The 7292-nt window shown below is 56.5% G+C and carries 7 protein-coding genes; 2 read left to right on the top strand and 5 right to left on the bottom strand.

Features of this window, described 5'->3' with window-relative positions:
* Positions 1–200 precede the first annotated feature (200 nt).
* The gene (gene tsaA, locus CW742_RS04375) at positions 201–677 is read left to right on the top strand and encodes a tRNA (N6-threonylcarbamoyladenosine(37)-N6)-methyltransferase TrmO (RefSeq protein ID WP_292416998.1); all 477 of its coding nucleotides are present in this window, start codon (positions 201–203) and stop codon (positions 675–677) included.
* Positions 678–775: 98 nt separating this feature from the next.
* Here the strand turns inward: tsaA and CW742_RS04380 are convergent, their stop codons facing one another.
* The 4 genes from CW742_RS04380 to CW742_RS04395 form a co-directional block, all read right to left on the bottom strand.
* Positions 776–1630 carry a transglutaminase-like domain-containing protein gene (locus CW742_RS04380; RefSeq protein WP_292417001.1) on the bottom strand — a complete coding sequence of 285 codons (855 nt, stop codon included), beginning with the start codon at positions 1628–1630 and terminating at the stop codon, positions 776–778.
* Between the two features lie 72 nt (positions 1631–1702).
* Positions 1703–2818 carry a flavodoxin family protein gene (locus CW742_RS04385; protein WP_292417004.1) on the bottom strand — a complete coding sequence of 372 codons (1116 nt, stop codon included), beginning with the start codon at positions 2816–2818 and terminating at the stop codon, positions 1703–1705.
* 173 nt (positions 2819–2991) lie between these two features.
* The gene (locus tag CW742_RS04390; RefSeq protein ID WP_292417006.1) at positions 2992–3678 is read right to left on the bottom strand and encodes a tetratricopeptide repeat protein; all 687 of its coding nucleotides are present in this window, start codon (positions 3676–3678) and stop codon (positions 2992–2994) included.
* Positions 3679–3774: 96 nt separating this feature from the next.
* On the bottom strand, positions 3775–3909 hold the full coding sequence (locus CW742_RS04395; protein WP_292417009.1) for a hypothetical protein: 135 nt from the start codon (positions 3907–3909) through the stop codon (positions 3775–3777).
* 280 nt (positions 3910–4189) lie between these two features.
* Here CW742_RS04395 and CW742_RS04400 point away from each other — a divergent pair, with 280 nt between their 5' ends.
* On the top strand, positions 4190–4666 hold the full coding sequence (locus tag CW742_RS04400) for a VOC family protein (protein ID WP_292417012.1): 477 nt from the start codon (positions 4190–4192) through the stop codon (positions 4664–4666).
* 510 nt (positions 4667–5176) lie between these two features.
* On the opposite strand, the gene CW742_RS04405 is transcribed toward CW742_RS04400, so the two are convergent.
* Positions 5177–7292: beta-propeller domain-containing protein (locus CW742_RS04405; protein ID WP_292417015.1), on the bottom strand; the 2116-nt coding region annotated here is incomplete at its 5' end.

Below are 7292 nucleotides of genomic sequence, written 5' to 3' on the forward strand. Positions count from 1 at the left end.
GACATGGGGGGCACATGCACACACCCATACGCAATTACCTGTCTCAGTACGGGAAACTTTCCTTTTTCATAAGGATTCCTTCAGGAAATTTCCCGGCACCTTGCGTTTTTCCCTGCCTGCCGCACGAAATGTCGTAACAGGATCTTTATCGGGAATTGTGCACAACTCTTCTTTGTTCAAGAAAAAGAGCCGTGCATTCCATGATTCCTTTCACCCCCATCGGTACCATTCACTCCCCGTTTACTGACCCGGTCGGCATGCCCATCCAACCAGCCGGTGCGAACGGTGTCCGGGGTACGATTACCCTGAAGGAAGAGTTCGGTGCCGGGCTCCGCGATATCGAAGGGTTCTCCCGCCTCATCCTCCTCTACGCGTTCCACCAGGTCAACGGGTACGCGCTCGAGGTTGTTCCCTACCTTGATACTGTCCCGCACGGGATCTTTGCAACCCGGGCGCCCAAGCGGCCAAACGCCATCGGCCTTTCCGTGGTCCGGCTCGTGGAAGTGAACGGTTGCGAGCTGGTCATCGATGATGTGGATATTTTGGACGGGACCCCGCTCCTGGATATCAAGCCCTATGTGCCCGCGTTCGATTGTTTTCCCGATTCCGAGGCTGGCTGGTTCGGCGATTGCGGGAGCCGGGTCTCCGACGCACGGTCCGATTGCCGTTTTCACTAAATGGGATCTGAAGGGACTGATCCTCTGGATCCCTCCCTTGGTATTACGACAACCATAACACCGGGTTCATCCATGATGGCCCTGAATGTGTCCCGGGGTTACGCAGGAACCGGGGAGACCGCCCGCTCCCACCGCCCGTTCGGGTAATAATTAACCCGCTCTCCATCGTCTGCATAGAACCTGCCGCCCGGGTGCCTGCTCCACCAGTCCATGTTCAGCCAGTACGTGGAGCCGTCGTCACCGGTAGTGATGTGACAGCCGACATCCGTAACATGGTAGCGCTGCCGGATATAGGCTGCCGCCTCTTCGAACTTCGCACTGTTGTTCCCGATATAGAGTTCCGGGTAGGCATGCCCGGTGGTGCTGTTCTGTGCCGTGACAACGCGGGCGCTCCCGCCGACGGCTTCCATCATGGCGGCAAGGGTTATCGCAAAGTCATCGCAGTCGCCTTTGAGCCCGAGCGCAATGGTCCGGCTCGCTGGCGAGAAGTACTCATCGCCTCGCGGATCGTCCACGTACGTCCACTTGCCGTACACCTCTTCCCAGAGATCGCAGGCCTGCGCAAGGTTGAACGGGCCGCCATGGGAACGCGGGATGAGCGACACGGCAAAGTCGCGGGTGACGGGGTTCCCCGGGTCGATCGCGTCCCGGATAGCGGCGGCCCGCGCCGCTTCCTTCCCACTACCGAAATCCCCCGGAACGGTCTGGAACGATCCGGTTGCGTTGACGACATTCTGGTACAGGAAAAACTCCGGGTTCCCATCCGGAGAGGATGACCGGATGCCGGACCCGGGAGCATCGGCCGGTGCAGGAGCAACGCACCCGGGGCAGAAGAGCAGAACAAGAAGGAAGAGAAACACAAGCGCCGGGTACCCTGCGGCTTTCGCGAAAGGTGATTTCCGGTGCGTGTGGGCCGGGCCGCTCCCATCGCTGCGGTTCTGCTCGCGAGACATTCCGGAAGATTGTGGCGCCGGCCTGTATTACGGTTTGGTTTTTTTCCTGCGGTGCGGAAAGGTGCCTGTTCTTCACAGGACCGTGGAGATCAGGTTTTGCACAGCCTCCCGCTTCCCCGCAATCTTTCGGATATCCTTTACCGCGTCCACGCTGTCAATGAGGATATCACCGGCCGGCCGGATACCGCAATTGCGGAAGAATGCATGAACCACCTTCGTGATGCAGGTGAAATTATCCCCGCCCTTCCGGCCGGCAACCGAGAAGAGAATGCCATTCTGCCCGTCCTTTCCTCCAATAAGCGTCCGTTCCGCGTGATAAGCCTGCATCCGGTCAATGACCAGCTTCGTGCCCGCCGTGACGGTGTTGGTATACACCGGCGAGCAGACGATGATGAGCCGGGCGCCGCGGACTGCATCGATGATCCTGTTCATGTCGTCGTCGAACACGCAACTGCCGGTGTTGTAGCACTGGTAGCAGCCGATGCAGCAGTGGATGTCGAGGTCGTGAGGGTAGATTACTTCAACGGTACGACCCCTGTCCCGGGCTGCATCCGCCACCCACCCGGCAAGGATCGCGCAGTTGCCATCCGCCCGCGGGCTTCCCTGGAGGAGGACGAGGTCGGCTGCTGGTCTCTTCCCTGAAGGCCTCTCCCGCTCCCGGCAACCAGAAATGACCAGGGCCGGATCGCGCCCCAGTTCGTCTTCCCACTCGACAGATTTCCCCAGCGCAACGGTCTCTGCTGCAAGGGGGGAAAGGGGGGAGTACTCAAAGGTATTGGTCCGGAACACGGCGACCCGGTTTCCACCGGTCGAGACTGCGAGCACGAACCGTATCATTCCGGGATACAGGGCCGAGTAGTCCTCGCGGTCGAGCGTGAGGGTGTACTCTGTTCCCGCCTTGCTGATGTGGATCTCACGCAGCCGTTCCCATACCGGCTCCATGAGGGATACTCTTCCGGAATCGGTTATATCTTTATTGCCGTCGGAACATGACCCAGACCCGGAATCGTCCTGAATACTGTCATAATCGGAGATCCCGGTCACGGTAAGCGCTGACCGGACATTGTCCAAAGAACCGTTCCGGAAGCGCCATTTCCGTTCTGCATCCCAGGAAGGATCCCGCTCCCGCATCTGTTTCAGGATCTCATTTTTGAGCCAGTCATTGCCAAACCCGGTGCCTGTATACACAGCGCCACCGGGCCGGAGCACCCGCAAGAGCTGCCGTGACCCTGACCTGAAACAGGGAAGTGGGGTATATGCAACGTTCAAGGCCACCGCCGTGCACGTGATCCCCGGCAAGGAAGAATAACTGAGATGCCCTGTTCCGGCTCCCGGTATGACCGGGGCCAGGACATGCCATCTTACGAATTCATGTTATTCAGGATATCCTGGTAACTGGACACCTGGCTCTGCGTTGCCGTCATCACGCGGGCCGACACCACGACAGAGAGCTTCGGGTCGATCTGCATGGCCTTCTGGTAGCTGCTCATAGCCTCCTGGTAGGAGTCTTGGTTCTGCATCTGGGCCACGGGCGCAGATCCTGTCTGATCGTTGAGGCCTTTTGCAGCTGTCGAGAGTTTCTGGGTCTCCGCCATGGACATCATCAGGTAAGCATCCCCTTTCTTGACAAGGGTGGATGCGTCCTCCGGGTTAATCGCCAGTGCGGCATCGTAATACCGGATCGCTTCAGTAAGGCTGCCCTTTGAAGCAAGGCTGTCGCCGGTCTTCACCAGTGCTGTTACATCATTGGGATCCAGGGAGAGGATCTGCTGGTATACCGTCTCCGCTTCCTGGGCTCGCCCGCACTTGATCAGCATGGAGCCCTTCTTTTTGAGGATCACCGGATCGGTGGCATTCATGGTGAGCGCTCCTTCATACATGCTCAGGGCGAGCTCGGACTGGTTCGCGGTTGCACAGGTATCGCCAAGGAAAACCTGGGCGTCCCGCACAACGGTCTCCTCTGTTACACCCGGTGCTACCATAGGGGCGACGACAAACCATCCGACTACAATAACCAGTACCAGCACAATGATCGATATCAACTTCATTTTGAATTTCCCATCCTCTTTCCTGATCTCAAATCAAATTACACCTTTTCTGTCAATCAACAGAAATAAAACCGTGAGATTTGCATTTCACCGGTATCAGAACACCAGCACCCGCTGGTGCTCGGCATACACGGTTTCAGGCAGGTAAAAAAGGATCTTGCCAAATCCGGGATAGCCGATATCGAGGACGTTATCCTCTAAAAAAGCCCCGTTCGTGCCCAGTGCCCGCAACTACCTGCCGGGGACCGTTACCGGGATCGTTTCTTGGGAAAGCACGGTACCGGGGAGCCTGACTGCGGGGTTCCTGCTCACAGCATCCCTTACCGCGAGAGCTGCCGTGACCTTGACTTGAAAGAGGTATGCCGCGTTTATGCAATGTTCAAGGCTACAGCGGTGCATGTGATCCCCACGAATGGGGATGGAGGCCCAGAGTGAGAAAACGCGGGGGCAATACTTTCACCCTTCCCTGCCACGCTTTTATCGTGTTCCTGGGGAAACGATACCGACAACTATGATACCTGCATGCAAGCTTATGTCGTTTGTCCTCTTTGTCAGCAACATTGAACAATCGAAACGGTTTTACCAGGATCTCCTTGGCCTTGAGATCGAGATGGACATCGGGGTGAATGTGGGATTTAAAAACGGTCTTGCACTCTGGCAGAGGGACTATGCCCTGAACGTGATCCATGGAAAGCAGACACTGCCTGTCAAGGGAAACGATATCGAGATCTATTTCGAGACCGGGTCCATCGAAGATGCCTGGGAAACCGTTTATTCGCAGGGAGTCGAAGTCGTCCACGAGCCCCGCGAGCAGCCTTGGGGCCAGAGAGTGTTCCGGATCTATGATCCGGACCGGTTCGTTGTCGAATTCGGGGAACCGATGCAGGTGGTCATCCTTCGGATGCATCGCAAGGGGATGACAGAAGAGGAGATCGCAAAGAAGACAACAATGCCAGCGGAGATCGTGCACCAGATAATGACAGGGTGAGGGGCAGGGGAGAGACCGGGTCTGGTTCGCGTGGTAGCGTTGTGATCTCGTCATGGACCCGGGGGTTGTGATCCCGGCCCCGCATCCAACCCGTCCCGGACTCTCCGGCCGGGCTCATGTCCGGATCATCCCCCTTTTATCGAAATAAAAGGCACCAATTAATCTATTTTTAAAGCCTGAAATGGCCACAATATGCACAAAATAACCCCAATTCAGCCCTTGTTTCAAAAGAGCACCCTGTAATTCACCAAAAAACGCGAGTTCCTAAAAACCGGTTTTTTTAAATTGGCCTCCGATCCGAAAAATACGCCCTTAAAACCGAGATAATTGTACCAAGGGGGGACACTCGGATATGCCTGGAAAAATGGGGGCATCCTGAATGAGGGGGTGCCCCTCACAGCACCGCTGACCCGTGAGAGCTGCCGGGATCTGGAATAAGGGAGCCAGGTGTATGCTACGTTCTAGGCAACGGCGGTGCATGTGATCCCGGTCGATGAGGCGTGCGAAAAATTATAAGAGTTTTACCTCGTTCATCCGCTCCAGTGCTTTCGAGAGATCGCTCATCACGATCTTCGCATCGGACATGGTATACAGTGTGTTCTCGATGTAGAGTGCTCGTTTCACATGCGAAGTATCTCCATAATACCCGTCATAATGGGTGACCTTTCCTTTCAGGATAAACCCGGTCTTCGGGTTGATACCATACACGTATACACCGCCCCAGGCCGGGGGCTGGTAGCAGTCGTACCCGATGGCATTGCAGCGGTACTTGTCCTCCAGGTGAAGGGGGAGCACGAGAATATCTCTCTCCTTGTCGAAGAGAAATGCTTTCGGATCGGTGAGTACGGGTGACGAACTCCCCTCGCCACCGAGCGACTGGCTGCTGATGAGCTTGGGATCGTTCATGTCTGCGACATCGAAAAGGGCGATCTTGACAGGTCCGGACTGCGAGTCCTTCCCGATACCGATGATATGGGTCGCGTCATAGGGATGGAGGTAGCTTGAGTACCCGGGGATTTTCAGCTCGCCGAGGATCTTTGGCCGGGCCGGGTCGGAAAGGCCAATCACGAAGAACGGGTCGGTCTCGCGGAACGTGACCAGGTAGAGCCGGTCCCCCATGAACCGAGCAGCATAGATCCGCTCATTGGGTGCTATTCCCTGGAGTATCCCGGTTGTCCTGAGACTAGTGTCCAGTACGGTGACCATGCTCGATGTCGATGTACCCCACCGGTTTTGGGAGGCGTCAATCGTTGTTGCCACCCGGAGGTACCCGTCGTATTCGTCAAGCGAGTACTGGCTGAGGAGGAGGCCGTCGACTTTTCCTCCTGCAAGGTACGTGATCTTCCCGTTGTCAATGGCAAAGGAATAGATTGTCGTGGATGCAGCTCCCCTGGAATAGCTGGTATCCGGGACTGCGATATACAGTGTCGAAGGGGAGACATACACTGTCCCGGCCGTTCCGACAAGGAAGGTCTTTCCCGTGACGGGTTCCAGACGGGAAATGTCAAGGGAGCCGAGGGTCGAGAAGGCATATTCCTGGCCGCTCCTGTTGAACGCGTACACTGCAGGTGTTGATGTCCCACCATGATCATCGCGGATTGCCGGAAGCTGGAGGTTGTCAAGGGGCACGGGGACTGGAGTGGCGGTAACGAAGTAGAGCCGGGTCCCAATCATCCGTGAACTGGAGTAATGACCGTCGATATCCAGCTGCCGGACGAGGACGGGCTTTTTGGGATCGTTCACGGAGAAAACATACACAAACGTCCGCTCTCCGTACCCGCTCTGGCCACGGCAGGCAGCGGGAGCACACTCAACAAACGGCCTGATGCCATAGTCCCGTGCGATGAGCACAACCTTCCCGTCGTTGATATATAACGCTTCAGGAGTTCCGGTAAACTGGTAGGTGGACAGAACCTCGGCATTTTGTGCCGGGTATGCCCTGACGATATGCATACAATTGCCCGAGACAACGTAGATATTCTCCCCGTCTGTCTTGATGATGTCCGCTTCGTCTACCTGCTTCACCTGCACGTTGGTGGTGGAGAATTCCCGTGTAGCAGCCGGCACTGCCGTTGATGACGGTGCAGGGGCATTCGTATGAATGGCTGCAACGGTCGGGACTACGGTTGGCAGAGGCTGACCTGATGACAATTTGATCGTCCCGCTCACACCGGAGAATTCACCGGACTGGCTCTTCATCGTTGGCTTGAAGGAGGACGAATAGACCTGAATGAGGAGTTCCTCATTGGAGGTCAGGTTGGTTGTCCCGGTGATGGCAAACGCGTCTCCGATATAATGGTCGCGGATAGGGTTGATCCGGATAAAATATACCCCTCCGTAAGACTCCGACGAGGAGGTCTGCCGGGAAAACGAATTGGCTGAAGGAAGAGACTGGCCGGGAACAGGGCGTTCCAGGACATTAAACAGGGCAGTCCCGGTTGCCTTCTCATGAATGGCATCAACCGTCACGATGTATTCATCCGGTTTAAACGACTTCGTGTCCACGTCAAAGCTGAACATGCGTGTCCCGCCCGGGACAACCTGCATCTGAACAGGTTCCTCAGGCTGGGGAGCCGAACCTTCCGTATGGGCACGGATAAATGCGATCACCTCCTCGCGGGTTGCC

The organism is Methanoregula sp., from assembly GCF_002835825.1.
In the GTDB taxonomy this organism is placed as follows: Archaea; Halobacteriota; Methanomicrobia; order Methanomicrobiales; family Methanospirillaceae; genus Methanoregula.

What these genes read in the sequence shown, in the direction of transcription:
- CW742_RS04390 (WP_292417006.1), bottom strand. Translation starts at nt 3,678, where the DNA reads ATGAAGTTGATATCGATCATTGTGCTGGTACTGGTTATTGTAGTCGGA.
- CW742_RS04400 (WP_292417012.1), top strand. Translation starts at nt 4,190, where the DNA reads ATGATACCTGCATGCAAGCTTATGTCGTTTGTCCTCTTTGTCAGCAAC.
- tsaA (WP_292416998.1), top strand. Translation starts at nt 201, where the DNA reads ATGATTCCTTTCACCCCCATCGGTACCATTCACTCCCCGTTTACTGAC.
- CW742_RS04380 (WP_292417001.1), bottom strand. Translation starts at nt 1,630, where the DNA reads ATGTCTCGCGAGCAGAACCGCAGCGATGGGAGCGGCCCGGCCCACACG.